The following is a 23,684-nucleotide window of genomic DNA, read 5'->3' as shown; positions in this document are numbered from 1 at the left end:
CATGAGTTGGGCTTCGGGTTCGCTAGCTACCCCCACTTCTGAACAGGAGTTCGGTCATGCCTGAAAGCGCTTTGACAGCAGAGGTTTTCGTCACGCCATCGATCCCGGCGGAGACCGGCGTCCCCGGGGCGAGATCGATCTGGTCGCCCATCTCGGCCACCCTGATCTCCGGCACGCGCGACGCAGTCCTCGTCGACGCCTTCCTGACCGAGGGTCAGGCCCGCGACCTGGGCGACTGGATCGAGGCATCGGGAAAGAACCTCACCACGATCTACCTCACCCACGGTCACGGCGACCACTTCTTCGGCATGACGCCGTTGCTGCGGCGATTTCCCGGCGCCCGCGCGGTTGCCACCCCCGGCACCGTCGCGCATATGCACCAAGAGCTGGAACCCGAGTTCTTCCAAGCCTTTTGGGAATCAACCTTCCCTGGTCAGCTCCCGAATGACCTCCAGGTAGCCCAACCTCTGGCCGGCAGCGTGATCGACCTCGAAGGGCACGAACTGCGCGCCGTCGAGGCAGGCTACAGCGACACCCACGACACCACGTTCCTGCATGTGCCCTCGCTCGACCTCGTCGTTGCGGGCGACATCATCTACAACGGCGTGCACCAATACCTCGCCCGAACCAGCAAAGCCACGCGGCAACAGTGGATCGCGGCAGTCGACCAAGTCGCGGCCTTGCATCCGAAACGAGTTGTCGCCGGCCACAAAGCGCCAGGCGCCCAGGACTCCCCACGGGCAATCGCCGACACTCGCGCCTACCTCACCGATTTCGACGAGCTGCTCGACAAGGTCGGCGACCCGGCCGAACTCGTCGACGCGATGCTCGCTCGCTATCCGGATCGCCTCAACCCCGATGCATTGAGGCTGTCCGTGCGTAGGGTTTTCGCCAGCGAACGAGCAGGCTACCCTGCCTGATCGGTCACCCGACGCAGGCGACGGAGGCAGCGAGAGGTAGCGCAGGCGAGCAGGCAGTCCGCGTCCGGAACCCGCGTGTCCGGGCCGCAAATGCGCGGCCGCATCGCAGACTGGACGGTCATGGACCAGTTGGTGCTGATGTTCGTCATTCTGTTCGCGGCGATCCTCGCCGAACCGATCAGTAAGCGGGTCGGTGTCGCGTCGGCGGTGCTGATGACGGTGTTCGGGTGTGTGGTCGCGCTGGTCCCGTTTGCGCCGCGGGTCGACATCGCGCCCGAGTTGATCTTGCCGTTGGTGTTGCCGCCGCTGCTGTATGCGGCTGCTCGGCGGACATCGTGGCGGCAGTTCGCGGAGAACTGGGTCTCCATCGCGCTGCGTGCGTTCGGATTGGTCATCGCGACCGCGGCCGCAGCAGGCGCGGTCTTCCATGCTTGGTATCCGGGGCTGCCGGTCGCCGCTGCCGTCGCGCTGGGGGCTTTGGTCGCGCCACCGGATCCGGTGGCGGCGTCCGCGATGGCGGGTCGCCTCGGCTTGCCCCGCCGTCTGGTGGTGGTCCTTGGCGGGGAGGGGTTGTTCAACGATGTGACCGCGATCGTCATCTACGGGGTCGCGATTCAAGCCGTGGTCACCGGCACGTTCTCCGCGCCGCAGGCCGCGGCGGAATTCGTGATCTCCGCGGTGGTTGCCGTCGTGGTCGGACTGGTGCTCGGGTGGGCGGGCAGCCGGTTGACGAACCTGCTGTCGGAGGCGACCTGGCAGGTGGCGCTGAGCCTGCTGCTGCCGTTCGCGGCCTACGGGCTCGCCGAAGAGTTGCACGGTTCTGGTGTGCTCGCCGTGCTGGTCTGTGCGCTGTATCTGACCGATGCGGTCACCCAGTTCGGCGACTCGAACTATCGGCTGGTCGGTGAATCGTTCTGGGACATCATCGAAATGTTGTTGAGCGGCTTCGCTTTCGGCCTCATCGGGCTGGAACTCGCCACGGTGCTCGACGCGACAGGGCACGAATGGCCGCGCCTGCTCGGTGGCGCGGCCGCGGTGGTCGCGGTGGTGGTCGGCCTGCGACTGGCTTGGTTGTTGGCCACCGTGACGCTCAGCAGGAACTGGCGGCGCAGGGCGGACGCCGACGAGCCGTATACCTGGCAGGAAACGATCGTCACCTGGTGGGCGGGCATGCGCGGCGTCGCGACAGTCGCACTGGCGCTGGCTGTTCCGTTCACCACCGACCAGGGCAAGGACTTTCCCGGCCGCACCGAGATCCTGTTCACCGCGTTCGCCGTCGTGCTCTTCACGCTGCTGCTGCAAGGTCCGACGTTGCCGTTGGTGGTGCGCCTGACCGGGGTGCATGCCGACACCCAGCGCGAGCGCGCAGTCGAGCGTCAACTGTGGGAGCGGGTCGTCAATGCAGAGTTGGCTCGTCTCAAGGAGATTGCCGCCGCCGAGCAGCTGCCCGATGAGGTCTACGAGCGTTTCCGGGACACGTTCCGGCTGCGCTCGGCGAAGGCCGACCCGGAGGCAGCCGACGCCGACGCCGAGTCGGATGCCAAGCGAAACCTGATGCTGGCAGGCAAGATTCGCGAGATCCGCGAGGAGGTCCTCGAGGCAGGCCGCCGCGAAGCACTCAACGCCCGCCGGGAGCCGGGCATACCGCCGGACGTGGTCGACCGGGTGACTCGCCGCCTGGATCTGGGCAGGCGCTGAATCAGCTTGCGGAAACGCCGTTCTGCCGGATCGCGTCGAGCACCTCACCGTAGCTGAGGTCGGAGGACACCAGCGCGCGCTCGGAGGGAACGTCGATGTCGACGGAGTCGACACCGTTGACGCCGCGCAGATTCGACTCGATGGCCGAAGCTGACTCGTGGGTGACGTTGTGCAAGGTGATTGTGTAGGTAGCCATGTGGATCGAATAGACCGAATCGTCGGGTGTAAACGCCGGCGAACAGTCGAGTTCGATTCCTACGTTTGGTGGTCTGCTTCCCGGGAATAGCCGGGGTGTCATACAACTCGACGCAAGAGGATTGTCATGATCATCATCGGGCTCGTCGTCTTGATCGCGGCAGTGATCGTCGGAGTCGCAGGCGTGGTGGCGAACAACGACGGAAATCACGTGTTGTCCAGTGATTTCGCCGTTTTCGACTACCACTTCCACGGTTCCAGCGGTGTGCTGTTCGGCTACGGCATCATTCTCGGCGCCATCGGCATGCTCGGGCTGACCCTGCTATTGACCGGCTCCTGGCGTGTCTCTCGACGCGGCATGGCTGCCCGTCGCGAACTCAGGCAGTCCCGCCGCGAAATGGCAGCGGTCCGGCGTGATCTCGGGGACAGCACACCACCGCCGGTCCGTAAGGAACCCGCGGCGCCGTCGCACCGCGAGCCGGTCTGGAGCAGGTTCGTCCGTAAACCGGCCACCACTGCTACCGGGGACACACCGCGCGCCGAACGCACCTCCCGTGCGCAGGCGCCGACGTCGAAATAATCATCGATAAAAGGAAATACGACCATGATTGTTCTCGGACTCATCCTCCTCATCGCAGGGTGGTTGCTCGGAATCGGATTGCTCACCACCGCAGGCATCATCATCCTGATTGTCGGCCTCGTGCTGATGATCGCCGGTTCGGTGGGCCGCCCGGTCGGCGGTCGGCGCTGGTATTACTAGGGACCGACCATGAACTTCGAAGACCGGATCGCACATCAGGTGCAAGCGGCAAGGGGCAACGTGAAGAAGGTCCTCGGCCGGGCGGCGGGAAATCGCCGCATGGAATCGGAAGGGCGACGCGAACAGGCTCGCGGTAACTTGAAACGCGCAACGGATAAACTCCGGGACGCCTTCAAGCGCTGACCTGTCGAACCGAAAGCCGGTGTCGGCCAAGGGCAATCGAGCCCTCGGGCCGGCACCGGCTTTCCGCTGCCGTCATACTCCGGCGACTCCGGCCAGTTGCCCGATGCCGTAGGTGACCGCCATGGCCAGCGCGCCACCGATCACCACCCGCAGCACCGCCCGGCCAGGGCCGCTGCCGCCGAGGCGGGCACTGATCGTGCCGGTCAGTGCCAGCGCGACGAGCACGGCGGCGAAGGTGACCGGAATCCGCGCCGGCACCGGCGGCAGCAGAATGGCAAGCAGCGGCAACAGCGCACCGAGGGTGAACGACACCGCCGAGGAGAACGCCGCCTGCCACGGATTGGTCAGGTCCTTGGGATCGAGCCCGAGCTCCGCCTCCGCGTGCGCGGTGAACGCGTCGTGCGCGGTGAGTTCCTCGGCGACCTTGCGGGCCGTGGCCTCGGACAAGCCTTTGGCCTCGTAAATGCCTGCCAGCTCGGCCAACTCGTACTCCGGTTCCTCGCGCAGTTCCCTGCGCTCCTTGGCGAGCAGGGCCCGCTCCGAATCGCGCTGGGTGCTCACCGAGACGTACTCGCCGACCGCCATCGAGATCGCGCCGGCCGACAGCCCGGCGATGCCCGCGGTGAAGATGGCGTTCGTGCTGGTCGTCGCGGCGGCGACGCCGACGACGAGGCCCGCGGTGGAGACGATGCCGTCGTTCGCGCCGAGTACGCCCGCGCGCAACCAATTCAGCTTGGACGCCAGTCCCTCGGCGTGCGGTTCGTGTGGGTGCCCGCCCGAGGCGGGTGCGCCGGTCGTTTCGTCCATGAGCCGCAGACTATGCCACTCCCGTGGCGATTTCGGTGCGCCTCGTCAGCAGCCCAGTGAGAGAAATGCCCGCAGATATCCCGCCGACTGCCTGAGGTACATCCACGCCCAGAAACTCAGGCCCGAGTCGCTCGGGCTGGCCACCATCGTGATTTCGCCGTCGAAGCATTTCGACACGATGTACCGCGCGCGCGACACATGCGGTGTGTAGGTCACCACGATGATGTGCCGCCAACCGAATTGTTTTGCCCGCCGCCGTATTTCGTGCGCTTCGCCCTCGGTCGTCCACGGGTCGGGGATGAAACAGCTGACGGTGAAGTCGAATCGGCCCGCGCAGTACTTGTCCATCTCGTGGTCGTCGTTCCCGGTGGACCGCGAAATCACCAGGGTGGGAGCGTATCCGCGCTGCGCGAGCTCGAGCCCGACATCGAACCGTTCGTAGGCGGTGCCGCCGAGCACCACGATGGCATCGGCTTTGCGCAGCGGATCCTTCTGCGGATACACGTACACCGGCAGCCCCGCGAGCCCGATCAGCAGGACCAGGGCGATCAGGGTGCCGAAGAAAATTCCAGCTCGTCGCAGGCCGGGCACTTCTCCGAGGGTACCGACAGCTCGGCCGCCGATCATCGGCACAGCTGGTCGAGATGATGTGTCAGCAGTTCCCGAAGCCGGGTCGGTGGCACCTTTTCCGGGCGGATCAGCGCCTGCACGGTGAGGCCGTCGATGAGGATGTAGAGGCGCTGGGTTTCCAGTGTCAGGTCGAGGTCGTCGCGCAGACGGCCGCTGGCGGCCAGTTCCGCCATCACCCAGGCGACGAGTTCGCCGGTGGCGTCATAGAGTTCGTTGCTGCTCCGGCGCAGGGACGGCTCGGTGAGCACCCGGCCGAGGAACGCCAGCCATACCTGGGTGATCGCGCGTTGGCGCGGGCCGGTCGGCAGCAGGCCGGTGAGCAGGATCTGCACCGCGCGTTCGAGGGGGTCTTCGGCCAGGTCCAACTGCCGGATGTGGTCCATCATCCCTTCGCCGACCATGCCGAGTGAGAAGGCGAGTAGTTCGGACTGGGTGGCGAAGTAGTGCCGCAGGCTGCCCATGGACATCCCTGCCTCGTCGGCCACCCTGCGCACCGACGCGTGCTCCAGCCCGTCGCGCTGGATGACCCGCCACACCGCCTCGGCGATCGCCTGCCGCCGCTGCTGATGGGCTTGTTGATCAACGGTTCTAGCCACCTCGTATTTGTAGCACGACTGTGCTAACTTAATTGTCAACACAGTCGTGCTAATAAAGGGGTGGGTGGCGATGCGGTGGTTCGGTGCGATGCTCGCGGTGCTTGCGCTGCTGGCCGGGTCGTGCGCGGCGGAGCGGTCGCGTCCGGCGGAGCAGGCCGGGCCGACCTGGTCGCCGTGCGCGGGCATCTCCGGTGACGACCGGGTGTGGGAGTGCGCGACGATCACCGCGCCGCGCGACCATCGCGATCCCGGCGCGGGCACGATCGATCTCGCGCTGATCCGGACCCGTAGCGCCGATCCGGCGCAGCGGCTCGGATCGCTGGTCTACAACCCGGGCGGGCCCGGCGGCTCCGGCCTGGAAACCGTGGTCGGCGTGGCAGCCAAGTTCTCGGCGCTGCTCGATCGCTACGACCTGGTGTCGTGGGATCCGCGCGGTGTCGGCCGCAGCACCGCGGTCCAGTGCGCGGAAACCGCACTGCCCGACCGTGTTCCGCGTACCGACGCCGAGTGGGCCGCGGTCGACGCGAGCAGCAGGCAGTTCACCGACTCGTGCGCCACGCAGTCGGGCCCGCTGCTACCGCACATCGGCCTGTTCGATTCCGCCCGCGATCTCGATCTGGTCCGCGCCGCCGTCGGCGACGACAAGCTCAACTATCTCGGCGTCTCGTACGGCGGTCAGCTCGGCGCTGCCTACGCCACGCTGTTCCCGCAGCGCGTCGGCCGGATGTTGCTCGACGCCCCTGGCACTCCGTTGCGCACGTTCCGGCAGAGCCTGCTCGATCAGGCGGCCGGCAGTGAGGCCTCGCTGCGAGCATTCCTGGATTTCTGTGTGGCGGCGGGCAATTGTCCGCTCGGCGGCACGCGGGAGCAGGCACTGACTCGGGTGGACGCCTTCCTCGCACAGGCCGAGGCGGCGCCGGTGCGCACCGATCGCGGCACGCCGCTCACCCGGGCCGTCGCGACCGCCGGGCTCGGCCTCGGTGTTGCCGCGCCGGAGAGTTGGTCGCACCTCATTCCCGCACTGGCCAAGGCCTTTTCGGGGGACGGAAGCGAACTCGTCGGCTACGCGGACCTTTTCGCGGGGCGCAGGCCCGATGGGTCTCGGTCGAACTTCGCATCCATCAATACCGCCGCGAACTGTGCCGACTACCCGGACTTCTACACCACCGACCAGGTGCGCGGGCTGCTTCCCGAGTTCGCCGGGGTTGCACCGCGTTTCGGCGAACTCACCGGGCTCCGCCTGGCGGAGTGCACCTACTGGTCCGTGCACGGTGTCGGTCGTGCTCCGCTCGGCGGCGCCGGTGCCGCGCCGATCGTGTTGATCGGCAACACCGGTGATCCGGAGGCGCCGATCGAGTGGGTGACCGAGCTGGCGCAGGCGCTGCCCTCCGGTGTCCTGCTGACGTATCACGGTGTCGGCCACGGTGCCTACGGCGGCGTGAACGAGTGCGTCGACCGGGTCGTGAACGGCTACCTGCGTGCGGGTGTGGTGCCCGAACGCGGCGCAGTCTGCCGCTGATCGCATCGTCGGCGCGGGCGGGAATAATCGAAACGCCCCGCTACGTTCCATTCCATGGAATGAAGATTTGCGGCATCGAAGAGTGCCATGCCGTGAAGTTGCCTGCAAAGGTGCCGTAGTCACCGACCGTGGTTAGCAAAGAAGACTTACAGGGAATGGAGTACCGCATGACGGATGCGCGTCTGGTCGAGGTGTTCGACCAGCTGGTCCGGGTGGAAATCCTGCTCTGGAACACCGTCGAGCGGCGGCTGCGCGCCGAGCATGCGCTGCCGGTGCCGTGGTTCGAGATGCTGCGCGTCGCGGGCAGGCCGGGCGGCGCGCGGGTCAGGGACATCGCCGAGGGATTGACGATCACCGAGGGCGGCGCAAGCAAGATCGTCGATCGGGTGCAGGCGGCGGGCTACGCGCAACGACAGCGCGACCCCGCCGACGGTCGCTCGTCGCGTATCACGCTGACGGACAAGGGCGAACGCATCGTGCATGCCGCCACCGAAACGGTCGAGGCGGAACTCGCAGAGCGGATGGGCGCCGTGCTCGGGACGGTGTCCCTGGACCGGCTCGATGCCACGCTGCGTCTGCTCCGTGCCGCCAATGCCGCCGCCGCGCCGACGGCGGAACCAGAGAAGGAGTAATCGAATGACCGCAACCACCATGCGGGCCGTGGTGCTGGACGGCCCAGGGCCGCTCTCGGCGCTGCAGATCCGCGAGCTACCGGTGCCGACGCCGCGGCCGGGTGAGGTGCTCATCCAGGTAAAGGCGTTCGGCCTCAACAGGTCCGAGCTGCACACCAGGCTCGGCCTCGCGGAGGGCATGACCTTTCCTCGGGTGCCGGGCATCGAGGCGACCGGTGTCGTCGCCGCGTGTCCCGGCGGCGAGTTCGCGGTCGGCAAGCAGGTCGTCGCGATGATGGGCGGCATGGGCCGCGCCTTCGACGGCGGCTACGCCGAGTACACGTGTGTGCCGGTGGCCCAGGTGATTCCGTTCACCAGCTCGCTGGACTGGCCGACGCTCGGCGCGGTCCCGGAGATGCTGCAAACCGCCTACGGCTCGCTCACCGTCGGCCTCGATGCCCAACCGGGACAATCGATTCTGATCCGGGGCGGCACCTCGTCGGTCGGCGCGGCCACCGCGGTGCTCGCCGCGCAGCGGGGCATGACCGTCTTCGCGACCACCCGCAACCCGGCCAAGGCCGATGCGTTGAAGCAGCTCGGCGTCGACCACGTGCTGATCGACGACGGCGAAGTCGCCGAGCAAATCCGCAGGATCGTGCCCGACGGCGTCGATACCGCGCTCGAGCTGGTCGGCACGCCGACACTACCGGATACATTGCGCGCCACCAGAATTCATGGCGTCGTCTGTTTCACCGGCATGCTGTCCAACGAGTGGCTCGTCGAGAACTTCTATCCCCTCGGCTATCTGCCGCAGGGTGTCCGCCTCACGGCCTATGGGGGTGACGCGAGCGACCTGCCCGCCGCTGTCCTGCAGGAGTTCCTCGATGCCGCGGCGGCAGGCCGGATCACCATCCCGGTCGATCAGGTCTTCTCGCTGGACCAGATCCGAGAAGCGCACGGCTACATGGAATCCGGCGGCGCGGTCGGCAAGTTGGTCGTCGCACTCTGAGCGCACCTCGACAGGGCGCCGGCCGGTGATGGACAGGAGAGCGGAACCGAATCGCCGATGCTGTCGCAGCGCACCCTCATCATGCGCTGCTGGTGTCGGCGACGGGACGCGGTGCGTCTCGCGCACCCCACGGACGCGAGTCGACGCGGTCCCGGCCCCGCCTCCCGGTCACGGTGCCTGCGGCGCTGGGCCGCAGGGCTGGTCTCCTGTCCACCACTGGCGATGATGGTCACACAGACCAAGACGATGCCAGCCGCCGTTCCGCAACCGATAAATAACGAATCAACGTTCGTTATTCAACGCCTGCGACGTCTGTTTCCGCAGCGTGCGCGCCGTACAGCCGATCGAGGTTCGGCGGCGACAGGCCCGCCCGCCGGAAGATCTCGGCGGCTTCCTCGAGCTCCTGCTCAGCGCGTCCGCGGCGGCCGCGCGCCGCCAGCGCGGCGGCATGCAACGCCATCGCCCGCGCCCGGTCGATCGGGTCGGCGGCCTTGGTCAGCAGGCGCAGCGCCTCGACGGCGTTCGACTCCGCCTCGACCGGGTCGCCCGCCTGCAGGTGGATCTGCGCCAGCCGGGTGCGCGCCCAGCCCTCCCACAGCCGCACCCCGTTGCGCCGCGCCGCGCGCACCGCGTCGGTGCCGAGCTCGATCGCGCGCTGATGCTCGCCGAGCATCGACAGGGTGGCCGCCAGCTCGTGCGTCGCCCAGCCGAGCGCCACCGGGTTCGACGACTCGTGCGCGAGCGCGATGGCCCGCTCGGCCATCAGTAGCGCCTCATCGTATTGTCCTGCCTCGCAGTAGGTTCGGGTGACCAGGGCCAGGCACCATGCCTCCATCGACCGGTCGCCGAGCGCCCGGGTGAGCTGGGTCGCGTGCTCGAAATGCCGATGCGAGGCGTCCGCGTCGCCGAGCCTGCGTGCCGCGACGCCGAGCAATACCGACGCGAGCACCGCGAGCCTGCGGTCGGCGTCGTTCCCCTGCGGGCCCGAGACCGCGTGCAGATGCGGCAGGCTGGCCTCGACCTCGCCGAGCCCGACCTGGAGCAGCGCGCCGAGCGCGGTCCTGATCCGCCGCTCGGCGGCCAGGTTGTCCTCCGCGATCGCGGTGTCCAGCATCGATTCCAGCGCGCGTGAGAGCTCGCGCGCGCCGGTGCCCGCGTCCATCAACTCGGCCATCACCCAGGCCAGATCGGCCGCGACATCAAGGGCGCGCCCGCCGATCCGGGCGGCCTGCTGGTGCAGCGCGATGACGACAGGGCGCTCGATGTCGTTCCACGCCTGGCCATCCGCGCCGCCGGCGAAGGCGCGGCCGGGGACCGTCGTCGGGACGAGCAGGCGGGTCGTGTTGCTGTAGTCGATCGCGCTGAGCAGGTTCTTCGCACTGGCCAGGTAGTAGTCGAGCACCCGGACCAGCAGGACGGATTCGTCCTCGTCGGCAATGCTGCACGCGAAAAGCCGCAGCAGGTCGTGGAATCGGTACCGGCCAGGCGCGGTGGTCTCCAAAAGGCTCAGATCGACCAGGGATTCGCACAGCTCCTCGGCCTGCGGCGCGGTGACGCCGAGGATCGCGGCGATGCCGTCGACGGACAGATCGGGCACCTCCGCCAGCGCCAGCGTGCGAAAGGCCTTGGCCTGCTCGTCGGTGAGCTGTCCGTAGCCGAGCCGGAACGCCGCCTCGACCGCGAGCTCACCGGTCTTGAGGACGTCGAGCCTGCTCTTCTCGTCGGCGAGCCGCTCGGCGAACGACGCGATCGTCCACTGCGGCCGGACCGCGAGCCTGGCGCCGACGATGCGGACCGCCAGCGGCAGGTGTCCGCACAGGGCGACCACCGCGCGGGCCGAGTCCGCCTCGGCGGCAACGCGATCGACGCCGAGGATGCGCTCGAGCAACACCAAGGCCTCCGCCGCTTCGAGCACGTCGAGCCGGGTCCTGGTCACCGAGGGCAGCTCGGTCAGCGCCGACCGGCTGGTGATCAGCACCGCCGACCCGGCGAGCAGCGGCGCGACCTGCGCGTAGTCCAGCGCGTTGTCGAGCACCATCAGGATTCGCTTGCCGGACAACCGGGTACGCAGCTCGGCGGCCCGCTCGTCGAGGGTGGACGGGATATCGCCCTCCGCGACGCCGAGCGCGCGCAGGAAGCCACCGAGTGCGGCGGCGGGCGGGGTCGGCAGCGGATCGACCCCGTGCAGGTTCGCATACAACTGCCCGTCCGGGAACCGATCCCGCACCCGGTGCGCCACATGCAGTGCGAGGGTGGTCTTTCCGACGCCGCCCATGCCACCGACCGCGGAGATCGCGACCGCGCTGCTCGCGCCGGTCAGCTGTGCGGCCAGCTCGTCGACGAGTTGCGCACGGCCGGTGAAATCGGCGATGTCGGGCGGCAATTGGGCAGGCACCTGCTCGATTCCGGCCCGCTGGACGGTGGCCGCGGCCGGCATCGGGAGCGCGCCGCGCAGGATGCGCTCGTGTACCACGCTCAGCTCGGGACCCGGCTCGACGCCGACGCCGTCCACCAGTGCCCGCCGGGCCCGCGCGTAGGCGTCCAGCGCGTCGGACTGGCGGCCGCAGTGATACAGCGCGGTCATCAACAGCGCCCGAAATCGTTCGCGCAGTGGATGTTCCTCGATCAACGGGCCGAGCTCCGCGACCGCGTCGGAGCTGCGCCCCGTCTCGATGTCGAGGGCGAGCCGGTCCTCCAGGATGGCAAGTCGCCACTGTTCGAGCCGCGAGCGTTGCCGTTCCGCGAACGGGCCGGGCAGCCCGCTGAGTGCGATGCCCTGCCACTTGTCCAGCGCGGCGACCAGATGGGTCCACGCCGTGTGCGGATCGAGGTCGCGGACCTGACCTGCCGCCGCGACCAGCCGCTCGACCTCGGCGACATCGGTGGCGTCCGGTGGTATGCGCAGCGCGTAGCCGTCGCCGATCGAGACGAGCACCGTCGACGGCCCCCGCGACTCTCGATCCGGTTCCAGGGTTCTGCGCAATTGCGCGACATGGGTGCGCAGCGCGGCGACCGCGCGCGGCACCGGTCGCTCACCCCAGATGCCCTCGACCAGTTCGTCGGCCGTCACCGCGTTGCCCGCACGCAACAGCAAGGCCGCCAACACGGCTCGTCGCTGCGGCGGCCCCAGCTGGAGTGGCGCGTCCCCGCGCCACCCCTTGACCTCCCCTAACACAGTGAAGTGCACCAGTAGAACCTCCCGAACGCTGGGAGTTTACTTGGCGGCGCTTCGGGTTGGCGCGCCCCGCGAGTTCGGGGCGTGTCAGGCCGCCGCCCTGGTGCTGCGGAAGGTGAGCGCGACCAGAAACGTCAGCACCGCGATACCGACCGCCGCGGCGAATGCCGTCGTGATTCCGCTGACCAGCACCTGCTGCGCGGAACCGGTGGCGCTCCTGGTCGCGGTGCCGAACACGGTGACAAGGACGGCGAGTCCGAGCGCGCCGCCGGTCTGCTGCAGTGTCTGCAGCGCACCGCCTGCCGCGCCCGCGTCGCTCGGCGGCACATTCGACATGATGATCACGTTGAGCGGCGAGAATGCCAGCCCGATGCCGAGCCCCATCAGCAGCATCGCCGCGAACAGCAAGGGGAAATAGCCACTGTCCGTGGTCAGCTGGGTGAGCAATGCCAGCCCGGACCCCATCAGCACGGTGCCGACGATCGTCACCGGTTTCGGCCCGAAGCGCGGCAGCAGCCGCGGGATCAGCCTGATCATCGTGAACATCAGCACCGCGGTCGGCAGGAACGCGAAACCCGTTGCCAGCGCGCTCAATCCGCGCACTTCCTGGAGGTACTGGGTCAGGAAGAAGAACATCGACATGCCCGCCATCGGGCCGAGGAAGATGTTGGCGTACGCGGCGGCGCGATTGCGGTCGGTGAACAGCCGCAGCGGCAACAGTGGTTGGGCCGTGCGGAATTCGATCGTCAGGAACGCAACGAGCAGGATGGCGCCTGCAGCCAGCGCGATGTCGGTGGTCTCGCTGCCCCAGCCGTTGGACGCGGCGCTGAGGAAGCCGTAGACGAGCGACGCGACACCGGCGGTCGCGGTCACCGCGCCAGGCAGGTCGAGCCGGGCGGGCTGGCGCACCGCGTCGGGCAGATAGCGCAGGGCGAGCACGGCGACGGTGAGCCCGAAGGGCACGTTGATGAACAGCACCGACCGCCAGCCGAGCCATTCGGTCAGCAGTCCGCCGACGATGAGGCCGATGGCGAAGCCTGCGCTGGACATGCCGGAGAAGAGGGCGAGCACCCGCATCCTGGCCTTGGGTTCGCTGAAGGTGGTGGTCAGCAGAGCGAGCGTGCTCGGTCCCGCCATGGCCGCGCCGATGCCCTGCACCACGCGGGCGACGAGCAGCCAGGTCGCCGACGGGGCCAGGCCGCCTGCCAACGAGGCCAGGGTGAACAGGGTGGTGCCGATGATGAACAGGTTGCGCCTGCCGAACAGGTCGCCCGCCCGGCCGCCGAGCAGCAACAGTCCGCCGAAGACCAGGGTGTAGGCGTTCATCACCCAGGCCAGGCCGGTCGCGCTGAAGTCGAGGTCGGTGCGGATGCGCGGCAGCGCCACGTTCATCACGGTGATGTCCAGGATGATCATCAGCTGGCAGGTGAGCAGGGTGACCAGCACGAGGCTGGAACGAACGGGGCGCAGGCCGGTGTCCGGCGCGGCGATGCCCGTGGGAAGTGTGGTCGACAAAGAACGCTCCATCGTTTTCGGGCTAAGCGGAGAGACTCTCCGTTTCGATGGAGCTATCATATGGAGAGTTTCTCCGGTTTCGCAAGACTAACCGGAGAGTCAATCCGTTTCTAGTGGAGGGTTCGTGGGCGCACCTTCGACCGGTCGGCCGATGCGGGCCGATGCGCGGCGCAACTATGAGCGGATCGTGGAAACTGCGCGCGAGGCGTTCGCCGAGCACGGACCGGAAGCGCCCCTCGACGACATCGCCAGGCGTGCAGGCGTCGGGGCGGGCACGCTTTACCGGCACTTCCCGAATCGGGAGGCGCTCGTCGAGGCGGTCTATCGCTCCAGCATCGAAACGCTCTGCAGGCGTGCTGGTGAATTGCGCGAAACCTTGCCTACCGCAGACGCACTAGAGCAGTGGATGCGTGAGCAGGTGGCGTGGGTGATGGACAAGCGGAGCCTCGCGACCACGCTGAAGGCGTTGATAGACCCCGAGTCCGAGACGTTCACGCTGTGCCGGACGATGATCACCGACGCCGCCGCCGAGCTGTTGAAGCCTGCGCAGGAGGCGGGCATCATCCGCGCCGACATCGAACCGCGCGACCTGCTGCGGTTCGGGCACGGCATCGGCGTCGCCTGCGAGAAGACGCCGGAGGTCGCCGATCGACTGCTCGCCGTCACCTTCGACGGGCTGCGCGTCGCCGGTCGGTGATCAGCCGCGGTGGCGGCGGATCACGGTCGGCGTTGTGCCCCACCATCTTCGGCAGCAGCGGGTGAACGTCGACTGCTCGGACAGTCCGATCAGCGACGCGACCTGGCTCATCGGCATGTCGGTGGTGGTGAGGTAGCGGCGCGCTTCTTCGCGGCGGACCTCGTCGAGGATGACGGCGAACGAGGTGTCCTCGGCGGCAAGGCGGCGTTGCAGGGTGCGCGGATGGACGGTCAACAGCCTTGCGACGGCGTCGATTTCGGGTGCGGTGGTACCGAGCAGCTGTTGCACGGCGGCGCGGACCTTCGGTGCGACGGCGGCGTCGGCGCCACCCGATTGCTCTGCGAGGAAGGACATCGCGATGCGGTGCAGGGTTTCGTCGCCGCCGCTCAATGGCCGGTTCGGCAGGTCGCGCGGCACCCGGAGCGCCGCATAGGGCCGGTTGATGCGCACCGGCACGCCGAAGAATTCCTCGTATCGGGTGATCGGCGCTTCTGGTACGTAAGGCAATTCGACCGAGCGCAGCCCGTAACGTTCGTCGCACAGGCGCTGAATCGTGCGGTGCACGAACGCCAGTCCGAGGTCGATGCCCTGGACGGGTGGTGGCAGCCCTGGGCGGACGCCATAACGCAGCGCGATGACGTGCGGATCGTCGTACGGGTCCGGCTCCGAGGTGAGCGTAAGCGAGCGGGCATGCAGGAACAGGTAGCGCGCGGAGCATTCGAGGACATGGGCCAGCGAGGGGGAGTTGCGGATGGCCAAGGCCAGCGGGCCGAGCATGTCGAGGTCCTGACGCATGGCGATGCGCAGGCCGAGGTCGGGGCAGTTCAGTTGGTGCGCGGCCAGTTCCAGCGCGGCGGCCAGTGCTTGATCCGGAATCAGTAGATCGTCGGTGTCCAGGGCTGCGAGCGGCAGCCCGCACGCGGTGGCGAAGTCCTCGGCGTTGCCGCCGAGCTCCGCGACCGTCGCGCGAAAACCGCGCAGGCCTGCGGAGCGAATTACCGACATGTCGCTCAGAATCAAATAGTTGTCGTGCAAAGTCAAGAATCCGAGGTCGCATCGTTACAGACTGGGAGTATGAGCCAGTCCGTCGCAGCCCCCGAACACCTCGACGTCGTGATCGTCGGCGCTGGCTTGTCCGGCATCGGCGCCGCCTATCGGTTGCAGACCGAGTGCCGCGGGAAGACCTATGCCATTCTCGAGGCCCGCGCGGCGATGGGCGGCACCTGGGACCTGTTCCGGTATCCCGGCATCCGTTCGGACTCCGACATGTTCACCCTCGGCTACCCGTTCAAGCCGTGGCGTGATGCCAAGGCGATCGCCGACGGCCCCTCGATTCGCCGCTATATCAACGAAACTGCCGCCGAATTCGGCATCGACCGGCATATCCGCTACCAGACCAAGGTGATCGCGGCCGACTGGTCCAGCGAAACCGCCCGCTGGACACTGACTCTCGAAGAGCGCGACCAGGCGGGCAACGCCACGCGGCGCGAACTGACCTGTGGCTTCCTGTACGCCTGTGCGGGCTACTACAACTACGACCACGGCTACTCACCCGAATTCCCCGGCGCCGCTTCGTTTTCCGGCCAGGTGGTGCATCCGCAGTTCTGGCAGGAAGACCTCGATTACGTCGGTAAGCGCGTCGTGGTGATCGGCAGCGGAGCCACCGCCGTCACGCTGGTGCCCGCGATGGCCGAACAGGCCGAGCGGGTCACCATGTTGCAGCGCAGCCCGACCTGGATCAGCGCGGTGCCGGGCCGCGACAAATACGCCGACAAGATCCGGGAGCTGCTGCCGCCGAACCTGGCGCACCGGGTGATCCGCACCAAGAACATTCTGTTCAGCATCGGCTTCTACCAGTACTGCCGTCGCCGCCCGGAGGCCGCGCGCAAGCTGCTCACCGGCTTGACGACGCGAATCCTCAAGGACGAGAAGGCCGTAGCCGAGCATTTCACGCCGAGCTACGACCCGTGGGACCAGCGTCTGTGCGCGGTCCCCGACGCCGATTTCTTCAAGGCGATGAAGAAGGGCAAGGCCGAGGTCGTCACCGATCACATCGATACCTTTGTGCCGGAGGGTATTCGGTTGAAGTCCGGCCGGGTGCTGCCCGCCGACATCATCGTGACCGCGACCGGCCTGCAAATGCTCGCGTTCGGCGGCATCACCCCTCGGGTCGATGGGGAATCGGTCACGCTGGCCGACCAATTTGTCTGGCAGGGCGCGATGCTCACCGGCCTGCCCAACTTCGCCGTCTGCATCGGCTACACCAACGCGTCATGGACCTTGCGTGCCGACCTCAGCTCCCGCCTGGTCTGCAAGATCATCAACCACATGGACCGCCGTGACTACGCCGCCGTCGTCCCGCGCGCGGAGCGCAACATCACCGAGCAGCCGCTGCTCGACCTCGCCGCAGGCTACATTCAGCGCTCGATCGCCGATTTCCCCCGTCAGGGTGATCGTCATCCGTGGAAGGTCCGCCAGAACTACCTCCTCGACTCGGCGACCACGCTGCGCACCGACCTCGACAAGACCCTCGCCGCTACGCCGAGGTCGGCGGTCCGTGAGCCCGAGTTCTCGGCGGCGCGCTGACTTCCGGCTGCCGCCGCCCGATAGGCTCGGCGGAAGATCACATCACTGATCTTCCGCAACCACGAGGAGCATCGAATGGCCGACTGGAACACCCAGATCATCGAGGAATTCCGGAACAACGCCGGCAAGGTCGGCGGGCCGTTCGAGGGCGCTGATCTGCTGCTGCTCACCACCATCGGTGCCAAATCCGGCCAGGCGCGCGTCAGCCCGGTCGCGTACGTCCGTGACGGGGACCGGCTGGTCATCATCGCCTCGAAGGCGGGTGCGCCGACCAACCCCGACTGGTACTACAACCTGCGCGCCAACCCGGAGGTGACCATCGAGGTCGGCACCGAAACCCACAAGGCGACCGCGACGCCGATCACCGAAGGGCCAGAACGCGACCGCCTCTACGCCGCGATGGTCGCGGTCATGCCCGGCTTCGCCGACTATCAGGAGAAGACCGACCGCGTCATCCCGGTGGTCACGCTCACGATCGATAGCTGATAAAGCTAACCCGTTAGGGTGGTTCGGGGCTAGGGTCGAGGGATGCGATACGGAATCTCGATTCCACAGCATTTCGCTGACGGGACATTTCAGCCGAAAGCCCTGCGCGAGTACCTCGATCGGGCCGAAGAGCTCGGGTTCGAGAGCGCATGGATGACCGAGCAGGTGATCGGATCCGCGCCGAGCATGAGCCCGCTGGAGCTGCTGGCTTTCGCCGCGGCCAGTAACGAGCGGCTGCGGCTCGGATGCTCGGTATTCGTGACGCCGCTGCACAATCCGGTGCATCTCGCGAAGCGGATCAGCACGCTGGACCAGTTGAGCAGAGGCAGGCTGGAGATCGGCGTCGGGATCGGCGGCCGCGGCAGGATGCTGTCCGCGTTCGATGTCGCTCCCGGCGACAATCTCGTGCGGCGCTTCAACGAGGGCCTCGACTTGATGCAAGCGCTGTGGACCGAGCCGATCATCGATTTCGACGGTGAGTTCTGGCGGTTGGCCGCCGCCACCATGGAACCGAAACCGTTCCAGAAGCCTTATCCGCCACTGTGGTTCGGCGGCAGCAAGCCTGCCGCGCTGCGCCGCGCCGTCCGCAGGGGCGACGGCTTCTTCGGCGCGGGCTCCTCGACCACGGCCCAGTTCGCCGAACAGGTCCCGATCGTCCGCGCCGCACTGGCCGAAACCGGCAGGGAACCAGCGACTTTCCGCATCGCGAAACGGGTGTACATCGCGGTCGACGACGACGTCGAGCGCGCACGTACCCGCATGGTCGAAGCCCTCGTCGCCCAGTACGGCGACTTCGGCAAGTCACTGCTGCCCGTAGCAGTGTGCGGCGCGCCGGAGACCTGCATCGAGGGACTGCGCGCGGTAGCGGACATCGGCGCCGAAATGATCCTGATCAACCCACTTTTCGACTCGGCATCCCAAATGGAACGCGTCGTCGCCGAAGTGCTACCCCACGTCGCCTGAGACGTTCCCATCACGGCGCCGGGCATACCACCGCACTCCTTCTGCGAATCCGCACCCTCTCTGTGGATCCGCACTGCTTCTGGTCTGCCAGAAACGGTGCGGATGCGCAGAAGGGGTGCGGATCTGGGGCGTTCAGGCGCCGACTGAGGAGAGCAGCATCGGAAGGGCGTTCTGCATCTGGATCTTCCAGGCGTTCCAGTCGTGGCCTTGGGTGGCTACGTAGCGTTCGTCCACTCGCGCGCCGAGGCGTTGCAGTTCGTCGACGAAGCGGTAGTTCTGTTCGTAGACTTGGGATTCGACGGCCCCTGATTTGCCGTAGGAGACGAACAGGGGGATGCCGGTGAGCTTTCCGGCTTGGCTGTAGGGGTTGTTGGCGACCCAGATCTTGCGTTCTTCGGCGTTTCGGTAGTCGCCCCACACCCTTTCCCATGCGGCGGCGCAACCCTGGCCCGGCTTGTCGGGGTCGCCGGGTGCGCCGGAGGCGTGCAGCGGGTCGACGTTGCCGCTGAACGAGGCGGCCGAGTTGAACCAACCCTGGTGGGCGGCAGCGAATTTCATGGCACCGAGACCACCCATGGAATTGCCGGCGATGGCGCGGGTGCTGTTGGCGTGATAGCGGGTTTCCAGCAGCCCGCGGACGTCGTCGAGCAGGTACTTCTCCCAGGCGGGTGGTCCGTAGCTGCCGCCGTTGTACCAGTTGGAATAGGCACTGCACCAGCTGGTTTCGGGCAGCACGAAGATGGCGTTCTTGCCTGCGGTGAGCGCCTCGAGGTTGCCCTTGTCGGTCCACGACTTGTGGTCGTCGAAGCCGCCGTGCAGCACCCAGACGGTCGGCCAGGATCGCGAGGTCTCCTTGGTCCAGCCGGGTGGCAGCAGGAGCCGGACGACCTTGACGGACCAGTCCGGCCCTTCGAGATTGGGTGACGAGACGCCGATGTCGAGGATGCGATCGCTGACCCTGGTTTCCCAGCGGACGGTGCCCGCTGCGGCGTCGGCGGGTGCCTCGACCGCGAAAGGAATAGCGAGACTGGCGATTACGGTGGCTGCGGCGGCGATGAGCCGACTGAGTCTGGACAACGGGCGTTCCTTTCCTCCGGGGACTTTCCCTGGTGCTGCTGGTCCCCGCGGCGAATCTAAAACACCCCGCGCCTCCACGAATAGCCTTGTTCGCCAATCGGTGCCCCCCAAATTCTTGCTATGCCTGATCCCCGCTCCGCCTGAATCATCCTGCTTCCAGCACATCTCGGTGCGCCGGCGCCGACTGCCTCCGGCACAGTGGTGCTCGTGCATATCGCGGTATATCTCGCCCACCCCAGGTCCGACAGTTTCAACGGAGCCCTGTTCGACGCGGTCGTCGATGAACTGCGTGCCCGCGGCGCCGAGGTCGCCGCGCACGACTTGTATGCGGAGGGCTTCGACCCGGCGTCGACCGCGGCCGAGACCGACACCGTGCGCGGCGCGCACACCGCCGACGAGCTGGTGCGGCGCTATCAGGACGAGTTGGCCGACGTGGACGCGCTGGCATTCGTGCATCCGAACTGGTGGGGGATGCCGCCCGCGATCCTGACCGGTTGGGTGCAGCGGGTGCTCACCCCGGCCGTCGCCTACAAGCTGGACGAAGCCTCGGGCGAACCGGCCGGACTGCTCCGGGTGCGGCGGGCCCTGGTGCTCAACACCTCCGACACGACCCTCGAGCGGGAACGTGACGTGTTCGGTGATCCGCTCGCGCAGATCTGGGCGGCCTGCGTGCTGCCCTATGTCGGTGTCGCGGATATTCGCCGCAGGGTGTTCCGGACGGTCACGGATTCGACCGCCGACCAGCGCGCGACCTGGCTGAAGGAGGCGCGCGACCTGGCTGCCGCGCTGGTCGCCGACCGTTAGAACGGGCGCATGTGGGCGGTGGACCGACCCGTGCGTGTCCTGATTGTTATCTGGAACAACAAATTGGTCGCCCGAACAGGTTGTGCGCTGAGTCACAGTCGAATATGTTGCAGCGAACAACATTCGCTCGACCTCGACCGCCCGGGCACTACCGGGGCGGTGGTTCCACGAAAGGCCCCCTCATGCGTAAGGGCATTCTCGGCATCGCGGCCGTCTCGATCGCGTTGCTCGGTTCGTTGACTGCTTGTGGTGACGACTCGAAGGGTTCAGGGGGTGGTGGGGCCAAGATCGGGGTGATCTTGCCGGACAGCAAGACCTCCGCACGCTGGGAGACGGCGGACCGGAAGTACCTGCAGGAGGCGTTCGACGGCGCCGGGGTCAAGGCCGACATCCAGAACGCGCAGGGCGACAAGAACGCCTTCCAGACCATCGCGGACCAGATGATGACCAACGGCGCCTCGGTGCTGCTGATGACCAACCTGGACAGCGGCACCGGCAAAGCGGTGATCCAGAAGGCGAAGTCCCAAGGCGTCACGGTGATCGACTACGACCGGCTGACGCTCGGCGGCGGCGCCCAGTTCTACGTGTCCTTCGACAACGTGAAGGTCGGCAGCCTGCTCGGCGAGGGCGTCGCGAAATGCCTCACCGACAAGAACGCGGCCAATCCCGTTGTCGCGTACCTCAACGGCGGGCCGACGGACAACAACGCCACCCTGCTGAAGACCGGCTACGACGGAGTGCTCAAGCCGAAGTTCGACGCGGGCCAGTACACGAAGGGCCCGGATCAGGCTGTGCCGGAATGGGATAACACCCAGGCGGGCACCATCTTCGAGCAGATGCTCACCAGCCAGCCGAACATCGGCGGCGTTGTCGCCGCGAACGACGGCCTCGCCAACGCCGCGATCGCGGTGCTGAAGAAGCAGAAGCTCAATGGGCAGGTCCCGGTGAGCGGCCAGGACGCCACGGTGCAGGGTCTGCAGAACGTGCTCAAGGGCGACCAGTGCCTGACCGTCTACAAGGCGATCAAGAAGGAAGCTCAGGCCGCTGCGGAGCTGGCCATCGCGCTGACCAAGGGCCAGCAGGGCCAGGCGAACGGCACCGTGCGCGACCCTGAGGGTAAGGCCGACGTGCCCTCGGTGCTGTTGGAGCCCAAGCCGATCTACGCGGCGAACGTGAAAGACGTTGTCGCGGACGGCTATGTCACCAAGGCCGAGCTGTGCACCGGTGAGATCGCCGCACTCTGCGCGTCCAACGGCATCTGATCGCCCGAGCCCCTTCCGCCGGCTCGATGAGGGGACGGCGGAAGGGGTGCCTTCTCAGGGAGCAGCAAATGACAGAAGCATCGCGTAGTGATACGCCGGTCGTCGAATTACGCGGCCTGGAAAAGAGTTTCGGGCCGGTCCATGTCTTGCACGACGTCGCTTTCGCCGCCTACGCGGGCGAGGTGACGGCGCTGGTCGGCGACAACGGCGCCGGAAAGTCCACGCTCGTCAAATGCATCGGCGGCACCCATCCCATCGATGCGGGCGAGTTCCTGTTCGAGGGCAAGCCCGTTCAGGTGCACAGCCCGCGTGATGCGGCGGCGCTCGGCATCGAGATCGTCTACCAGGATCTCGCGCTCTGCGACAACCTCGACATCGTCCAGAACATGTTCCTCGGTCGCGAGAAGAAGACCGGGATCGTGCTCGACGAGTACGCGATGGAGGAGTTGGCCGGAAAGACCTTGGCCAGCTTGTCGGTTCGCACGGTCAAGAGCGTCCGGCAGCAGGTGTCCAGCCTGTCCGGCGGCCAGCGTCAGACGGTGGCGATCGCGAAGGCCGTGCTGTGGAACAGCAAGGTGGTGATCCTGGACGAGCCGACCGCTGCGCTCGGCGTCGCCCAGACCCAGCAGGTGCTGGAACTGGTGCGCCGCCTGGCCGACCGCGGCCTCGCGGTGGTCCTGATCTCGCACAACATGAACGACGTCTTCGCGGTCTCGGATCGGATCGCGGCACTGTATCTGGGCCGGATGGCAGCGCAGGTACGCACCTCCGACGTGACCCACGGGCAGGTCGTCGAGTTGATTACGGCGGGCCGCAGCGGCGCACTGGGCCTGGACGCGAACGGAGCTAAAGGATGAGTGAGCGCAGCGAGCGAACAATGGGCACAGCCGCCCCTGTGGCGGTTATGCCGGAGCCGAGCGTCAGCGAGGCGCAGGCATGAGCGCCACTGTGGTTGAAAAGCCTGATACTGCACCGGTTTCCGAGATGGTGCAGAGTTACGTCGGCCGCGTGCGCAGCGGGGACATGGGCGCGCTGCCCTCGGTGCTCGCGTTGGTCCTGCTGTCCGTCGTCTTCTGGATTGCTCGTCCGGTCTTCATGTCCGAGGCCAACTTCGCGAACCTGTTCACGCAGGGCGCGGCGATCGCGGTGATCGCGATGGGCCTGATCTTCGTGCTGCTGCTCGGCGAGATCGACCTGTCGGCAGGCTTCACCAGCGGCGTCTGTGCCGCGGTGCTCGCGGTGCTGCTCACCGACCGCGGCTGGCCCTGGTATGCGGCGGTGCTGGTTTCGCTGCTCACCGGCGTGGTGATCGGGTTGACGATCGGCACCATCGTGGTGAAGGTCGGCATCCCCTCGTTCGTGGTGACGCTCGCGGCTTTCCTTGCGCTGCAAGGTGTCGCGTTGAAGATCATGGACAACGGCCGCAACATCTCGATCCGCGACGACACCATCCTCGCCATCGCGAACAAGAACGTGCCGCCCGTGCTCGGCTGGGTGTTGTACGCGGTGCTGATCGCCGGGTTCGCGTTCGTGCAATACCGAAAACTGCGGGCCCGCACCAAACTCGGGCTCACCGGCGAGACGGCGCCGGTGATCGCGCTGCGGATCGCCGCGGTCGCGGTGGTGCTCGGCATCGCCGTACTGGTGCTCAACGGGGAACGCAGCCGCAACCCGGACCTGCACTCGCTCAAGGGCATGCCGATCGTGGTGCCGCTGATCGCGATCCTGTTGCTGCTGTGGACGTTTGTGCTCAACCGCACCTCCTTCGGCAGGCACATCTACGCCGTCGGCGGCAATGCCGAGGCGGCCCGCCGCGCGGGCATCACGGTGGATCGGGTGAAAATCACTGCGTTCGTGCTGTGTTCGACGATGGCGGCGGTGGGTGGCCTGATCGCGGCCTCGCGTGCCAACTCCGTCGACCCCAACACCGGTGGTAGCAGCGTGCTGCTGCTCGCGGTCGGCGCGGCAGTCATCGGCGGCACCAGCCTGTTCGGCGGGCGCGGCCGCATGCTCGACGCGGTCCTCGGCGCCGCGGTGGTCGCGGTGATCGACAACGGCATGGGCTTGATGGGCTACAGCGCGGGCACGAAATTCGTTGTGACAGGATTTGTGCTGCTCTTGGCGGCCGGCGTGGACGCCTTGTCGCGCAAACGCACGCGACTGAGCGGATAAAGACAGCGGAGGATCAGCG

The 23,684-nt window shown here is 67.3% G+C and carries 24 protein-coding genes; 16 read left to right on the top strand and 8 right to left on the bottom strand.

Features of this window, described 5'->3' with window-relative positions; genetic code table 11:
• Positions 1 to 56: 56 nt before the first annotated feature.
• Entirely contained in the window at positions 57 to 920 is an 864-nt protein-coding gene (locus ACGFNJ_RS15415; RefSeq protein ID WP_393447627.1) for an MBL fold metallo-hydrolase, read from the top strand.
• A 120-nt stretch (positions 921 to 1,040) separates the two neighbouring features.
• Positions 1,041 to 2,618: a Na+/H+ antiporter gene (locus ACGFNJ_RS15410; protein ID WP_393447625.1), complete on the top strand. Its 1,578-nt coding sequence runs from the start codon at positions 1,041 to 1,043 to the stop codon at positions 2,616 to 2,618.
• 1 nt (position 2,619) lies between these two features.
• Here ACGFNJ_RS15410 and ACGFNJ_RS15405 read toward each other — a convergent pair whose 3' ends face one another.
• Positions 2,620 to 2,814: a heavy-metal-associated domain-containing protein gene (locus tag ACGFNJ_RS15405; RefSeq protein WP_393447623.1), complete on the bottom strand. Its 195-nt coding sequence runs from the start codon at positions 2,812 to 2,814 to the stop codon at positions 2,620 to 2,622.
• Positions 2,815 to 2,940: 126 nt separating this feature from the next.
• On the opposite strand from ACGFNJ_RS15405, the gene ACGFNJ_RS15400 reads away from it, so the two are divergent.
• The 3 genes from ACGFNJ_RS15400 to ACGFNJ_RS15390 are packed head-to-tail and all read left to right on the top strand — an operon-like array spanning position 2,941 to position 3,756.
• Positions 2,941 to 3,393 carry a hypothetical protein gene (locus tag ACGFNJ_RS15400; RefSeq protein ID WP_393447621.1) on the top strand — a complete coding sequence of 151 codons (453 nt, stop codon included), beginning with the start codon at positions 2,941 to 2,943 and terminating at the stop codon, positions 3,391 to 3,393.
• 24 nt (positions 3,394 to 3,417) lie between these two features.
• A complete protein-coding gene (locus ACGFNJ_RS15395) occupies positions 3,418 to 3,573 on the top strand; it encodes a DUF6131 family protein (protein WP_167837670.1) in 156 nt (51 codons plus the stop codon).
• Positions 3,574 to 3,582: 9 nt separating this feature from the next.
• On the top strand, positions 3,583 to 3,756 hold the full coding sequence (locus ACGFNJ_RS15390; protein ID WP_393447619.1) for a CsbD family protein: 174 nt from the start codon (positions 3,583 to 3,585) through the stop codon (positions 3,754 to 3,756).
• Between the two features lie 72 nt (positions 3,757 to 3,828).
• Here the strand turns inward: ACGFNJ_RS15390 and ACGFNJ_RS15385 are convergent, their stop codons facing one another.
• From ACGFNJ_RS15385 to ACGFNJ_RS15375, 3 genes are read right to left on the bottom strand one after another with little or no spacing between them, the layout of a single operon-like run.
• The gene (locus ACGFNJ_RS15385) at positions 3,829 to 4,563 is read right to left on the bottom strand and encodes a VIT family protein (protein WP_393447617.1); all 735 of its coding nucleotides are present in this window, start codon (positions 4,561 to 4,563) and stop codon (positions 3,829 to 3,831) included.
• Between the two features lie 45 nt (positions 4,564 to 4,608).
• Positions 4,609 to 5,190: a YdcF family protein gene (locus ACGFNJ_RS15380; protein ID WP_393447615.1), complete on the bottom strand. Its 582-nt coding sequence runs from the start codon at positions 5,188 to 5,190 to the stop codon at positions 4,609 to 4,611.
• Positions 5,187 to 5,789, bottom strand: a complete 603-nt coding sequence (locus ACGFNJ_RS15375; RefSeq protein WP_393447613.1) for a TetR/AcrR family transcriptional regulator — start codon at positions 5,787 to 5,789, stop codon at positions 5,187 to 5,189. The genes ACGFNJ_RS15380 and ACGFNJ_RS15375 overlap by 4 nt, the downstream gene beginning before the upstream one ends.
• A gap of 70 nt (positions 5,790 to 5,859) precedes the next feature.
• Between ACGFNJ_RS15375 and ACGFNJ_RS15370 the strand changes: the two genes are divergently transcribed.
• From ACGFNJ_RS15370 to ACGFNJ_RS15360, 3 genes are all read left to right on the top strand, one after another.
• Positions 5,860 to 7,308: an alpha/beta hydrolase gene (locus tag ACGFNJ_RS15370; protein ID WP_393447611.1), complete on the top strand. Its 1,449-nt coding sequence runs from the start codon at positions 5,860 to 5,862 to the stop codon at positions 7,306 to 7,308.
• A 167-nt stretch (positions 7,309 to 7,475) separates the two neighbouring features.
• On the top strand, positions 7,476 to 7,940 hold the full coding sequence (locus ACGFNJ_RS15365; protein WP_393447609.1) for a MarR family winged helix-turn-helix transcriptional regulator: 465 nt from the start codon (positions 7,476 to 7,478) through the stop codon (positions 7,938 to 7,940).
• Between the two features lie 4 nt (positions 7,941 to 7,944).
• Positions 7,945 to 8,928: a zinc-binding alcohol dehydrogenase family protein gene (locus ACGFNJ_RS15360; RefSeq protein ID WP_393447607.1), complete on the top strand. Its 984-nt coding sequence runs from the start codon at positions 7,945 to 7,947 to the stop codon at positions 8,926 to 8,928.
• A gap of 292 nt (positions 8,929 to 9,220) precedes the next feature.
• On the opposite strand, the gene ACGFNJ_RS15355 is transcribed toward ACGFNJ_RS15360, so the two are convergent.
• Both ACGFNJ_RS15355 and ACGFNJ_RS15350 read right to left on the bottom strand, forming a co-directional pair.
• On the bottom strand, positions 9,221 to 12,115 hold the full coding sequence (locus ACGFNJ_RS15355) for a BTAD domain-containing putative transcriptional regulator (protein WP_393447605.1): 2,895 nt from the start codon (positions 12,113 to 12,115) through the stop codon (positions 9,221 to 9,223).
• Between the two features lie 75 nt (positions 12,116 to 12,190).
• Complete coding sequence (locus tag ACGFNJ_RS15350) at positions 12,191 to 13,618, bottom strand: MFS transporter (RefSeq protein ID WP_393447603.1); 1,428 nt, start codon at positions 13,616 to 13,618, stop codon at positions 12,191 to 12,193.
• Positions 13,619 to 13,742: 124 nt separating this feature from the next.
• Between ACGFNJ_RS15350 and ACGFNJ_RS15345 the strand changes: the two genes are divergently transcribed.
• Complete coding sequence (locus ACGFNJ_RS15345; protein ID WP_393447601.1) at positions 13,743 to 14,315, top strand: TetR/AcrR family transcriptional regulator; 573 nt, start codon at positions 13,743 to 13,745, stop codon at positions 14,313 to 14,315.
• Here ACGFNJ_RS15345 and ACGFNJ_RS15340 read toward each other — a convergent pair whose 3' ends face one another.
• Positions 14,316 to 15,320 carry an AraC family transcriptional regulator gene (locus ACGFNJ_RS15340; RefSeq protein WP_393447599.1) on the bottom strand — a complete coding sequence of 335 codons (1,005 nt, stop codon included), beginning with the start codon at positions 15,318 to 15,320 and terminating at the stop codon, positions 14,316 to 14,318. It lies immediately after the preceding gene.
• A 69-nt stretch (positions 15,321 to 15,389) separates the two neighbouring features.
• On the opposite strand from ACGFNJ_RS15340, the gene ACGFNJ_RS15335 reads away from it, so the two are divergent.
• The 3 genes from ACGFNJ_RS15335 (at position 15,390) to ACGFNJ_RS15325 (ending at position 18,350) form a co-directional block, all read left to right on the top strand.
• Positions 15,390 to 16,901 carry a flavin-containing monooxygenase gene (locus ACGFNJ_RS15335; protein ID WP_393447597.1) on the top strand — a complete coding sequence of 504 codons (1,512 nt, stop codon included), beginning with the start codon at positions 15,390 to 15,392 and terminating at the stop codon, positions 16,899 to 16,901.
• Between the two features lie 75 nt (positions 16,902 to 16,976).
• Positions 16,977 to 17,387 (top strand): nitroreductase family deazaflavin-dependent oxidoreductase, encoded by a 411-nt coding sequence (locus ACGFNJ_RS15330; RefSeq protein ID WP_393447595.1) that lies wholly within the window; start codon positions 16,977 to 16,979, stop codon positions 17,385 to 17,387.
• A 42-nt stretch (positions 17,388 to 17,429) separates the two neighbouring features.
• On the top strand, positions 17,430 to 18,350 hold the full coding sequence (locus ACGFNJ_RS15325; protein WP_393447593.1) for an LLM class flavin-dependent oxidoreductase: 921 nt from the start codon (positions 17,430 to 17,432) through the stop codon (positions 18,348 to 18,350).
• Positions 18,351 to 18,482: 132 nt separating this feature from the next.
• Here the strand turns inward: ACGFNJ_RS15325 and ACGFNJ_RS15320 are convergent, their stop codons facing one another.
• Positions 18,483 to 19,427, bottom strand: coding sequence for an alpha/beta hydrolase (locus ACGFNJ_RS15320; RefSeq protein ID WP_393447591.1), 945 nt, complete (start codon positions 19,425 to 19,427; stop codon positions 18,483 to 18,485).
• A 207-nt stretch (positions 19,428 to 19,634) separates the two neighbouring features.
• Here ACGFNJ_RS15320 and ACGFNJ_RS15315 point away from each other — a divergent pair, with 207 nt between their 5' ends.
• The 4 genes from ACGFNJ_RS15315 to ACGFNJ_RS15300 all read left to right on the top strand — a co-directional run bounded on the left by ACGFNJ_RS15315 (position 19,635) and on the right by ACGFNJ_RS15300 (position 23,665).
• Positions 19,635 to 20,231, top strand: coding sequence for an NAD(P)H-dependent oxidoreductase (locus ACGFNJ_RS15315; protein ID WP_393447589.1), 597 nt, complete (start codon positions 19,635 to 19,637; stop codon positions 20,229 to 20,231).
• Positions 20,232 to 20,413: 182 nt separating this feature from the next.
• Complete coding sequence (locus ACGFNJ_RS15310; protein ID WP_393447587.1) at positions 20,414 to 21,493, top strand: sugar ABC transporter substrate-binding protein; 1,080 nt, start codon at positions 20,414 to 20,416, stop codon at positions 21,491 to 21,493.
• A gap of 68 nt (positions 21,494 to 21,561) precedes the next feature.
• Entirely contained in the window at positions 21,562 to 22,350 is a 789-nt protein-coding gene (locus ACGFNJ_RS15305; protein WP_393447585.1) for an ATP-binding cassette domain-containing protein, read from the top strand.
• Between the two features lie 79 nt (positions 22,351 to 22,429).
• Positions 22,430 to 23,665, top strand: a complete 1,236-nt coding sequence (locus ACGFNJ_RS15300) for a sugar ABC transporter permease (protein WP_393447583.1) — start codon at positions 22,430 to 22,432, stop codon at positions 23,663 to 23,665.
• Positions 23,666 to 23,684: the final 19 nt, after the last annotated feature.

The sequence above is a fragment of the Nocardia sp. NPDC049149 genome (assembly GCF_043197455.1).
In the GTDB taxonomy this organism is placed as follows: Bacteria; Actinomycetota; Actinomycetes; order Mycobacteriales; family Mycobacteriaceae; genus Nocardia.
The sequence above is the reverse complement of the archived record's forward strand: the minus strand, read 5'-3'. Positions and strand labels throughout refer to the sequence as shown.